General features: G+C 63.4%; 3 protein-coding genes and 1 pseudogene. All 4 read left to right on the forward strand.

Features of this window, described 5'->3' with window-relative positions; genetic code table 11:
- A partial coding sequence (locus EN991_RS34190) for an L-serine ammonia-lyase, iron-sulfur-dependent, subunit alpha (protein WP_206519307.1) occupies positions 1-378 on the forward strand: 378 nt, incomplete at its 5' end.
- Positions 379-454: 76 nt separating this feature from the next.
- Entirely contained in the window at positions 455-892 is a 438-nt protein-coding gene (locus EN991_RS34195) for a DUF1489 family protein (RefSeq protein WP_013531780.1), read from the forward strand.
- A gap of 84 nt (positions 893-976) precedes the next feature.
- Positions 977-1,708, forward strand: a complete 732-nt coding sequence (locus EN991_RS34200; protein ID WP_027161546.1) for a hypothetical protein — start codon at positions 977-979, stop codon at positions 1,706-1,708.
- A pseudogene (locus EN991_RS34205) lies at positions 1,708-1,951 on the forward strand (molecular chaperone DnaJ); the annotation flags it as partial. The gene EN991_RS34200 and the pseudogene EN991_RS34205, both read left to right, overlap by 1 nt.

Genomic DNA, 1,951 nt, shown 5'->3' on the forward strand with positions numbered 1-1,951 from the left:
GCTTCGATCTCCGGCGCCGAGGTCGGCTGTCAGGGCGAGGTCGGGTCGGCATCGGCAATGGCGGCGGCCGGCCTGTGCGCCGTCATGGGCGGTACGCCCGAGCAGGTCGAGAATGCCGCCGAGATCGCGCTCGAACACCATCTCGGCATGACCTGCGATCCGGTTGGCGGGCTGGTGCAGGTGCCGTGCATCGAGCGCAATGCGCTGGGCGCGGTCAAGGCGGTGACGGCAGCGTCACTGGCCATCAAGGGCGACGGCACCCATTTCGTACCTCTCGATGCAGCGATCGAGACCATGCGCCAGACCGGCCTCGACATGAACGAGAAGTACAAGGAAACCAGCCTGGGTGGGCTCGCCGTCAACGTCGTGGAATGCTGAAGGCTGGCCTAAACTGCCACTGTGGAGAAGTCGATCCGGTCGTTGACGCGTCCGCATGCGGGACTAACCTTAAGCGATGTCTCTCAATCTCATAAAACTCTGTGTCGGCTGCGACAGCGTCGAAGATCTCGAGGAGTGGATCGCCTTCCGCCTCGACGAGCGGCGGCGCGCCGGTGAGCCGGTCGAGCAATATCACACCACGCGCATGATGCCGACGCGCGGCGCCGAGGTCACCGATGGCGGTTCGCTCTATTGGGTGATCAAAGGCAATGTGCAGTGCCGCCAACTGATCACCGAGATCCGGCCGTTCACCGATAGTGAAGGCATCGGCCGCTGCCACCTGATTCTCGACCCCGAGGTTGTTCGAACCGACTGGCAGCCGCGCCGGGCCTTTCAGGGCTGGCGCTATCTGAAGCCGGCCGACGCGCCGCTCGATCTGGGCAAGGGCAAGGCCGGACTGATCGAGATGCCGCCGAAACTCAGGCGCGAGCTTGCCGACCTCGGCCTGCTCTGACCCCAGGTGGCATCACCGTCTGGCCCTTTGTGCCGCCCGATGTGGGGCTTGCAAGCGATGTGGCAACGCCACATCTTGTTTTTTATGAGCGATAAGAAGCAACCTGTGCCAGCGAGGACCAATCCTGCGCCGATCAAGCCCCAATCCAACGCCGGCGAGATCGACGCCTTCATTCGCCAGGCGAGGACACTTGCCGCATCGGCGACCGGTTCGGGCAGGCTGATCCTTGCTCTCGACGCGACGATGAGCCGCCAGCCGACATGGGATCTGGCCTGCACGCTGCAGGGCCAGATGTTCGACGCCGTCGGCAAGGCAGGAACCCTCAGCGTGCAACTGGTTTATTTTCGCGGTCTTGGCGAGTGCCGTTCGTCCGCTTTCGTGAGCGACACCAATGCCTTGAAGCAGCTGATGACGCGGATCGAGTGCCGCAGCGGTCATACCCAGATCGGCAAGGTGCTGGCGCATGCGTTGAAACAGACGGCAACCGCTAAGGTCAATGCGCTGGTCTATATCGGCGATGCGATGGAAGAGGATATCGACGATCTGGCCGAAAAGGCCGGCAGCCTCGGCCTTCATGGCGTTCCTGTCTTCGTCTTTCAGGAAGGCCATGATTCCAGCGCGGAAAAGGCGTTCAAAGAGGTTGCGCGGCTGTCCAAGGGGGCCTGGTTCCGGTTTGATCGGCGGGCTGCCGCGACCCTGGCCGGACTGCTTTCGGCTGTCGCCGTGTTCGCGACCGGCGGGTTGAAGGCGCTCGAAGCCAGAGGCAGGCCGGAAGACCGGCTGATGATCGAGCATCTGCGGGGCGGCGGAAAATAATGGGCGCAATCATCGCTTTTGTAGCGTTGCTTTTGCTGCTGCTTGGCGCGGTGACGATCTTTCTGCGTGCCGAGCCAGCGAAACTGGCGGGCACGCTGCGAACGCTCGGGCCGGCTCTTCTGGCAGTTGTCGGCGTCGCCGTGCTGGTGGTCGGCCGTGAAGGCATCGGCGGCATGATCCTCACCGCGGCAATTGCCTGGTATGGTTCCATGCGAATGAAACGCCAGCCGGCGGGGCTTGCAC

Source organism: Mesorhizobium sp. M7A.F.Ca.US.005.03.2.1 (genome assembly GCF_003997795.1).
Taxonomy (GTDB): Bacteria; Pseudomonadota; Alphaproteobacteria; order Rhizobiales; family Rhizobiaceae; genus Mesorhizobium; species Mesorhizobium ciceri.

Coding starts and splice junctions, on each gene's coding strand:
- EN991_RS34195 (WP_013531780.1), top strand. CDS start 455: ATGTCTCTCAATCTCATAAAACTCTGTGTCGGCTGCGACAGCGTCGAA.
- EN991_RS34200 (WP_027161546.1), top strand. CDS start 977: ATGAGCGATAAGAAGCAACCTGTGCCAGCGAGGACCAATCCTGCGCCG.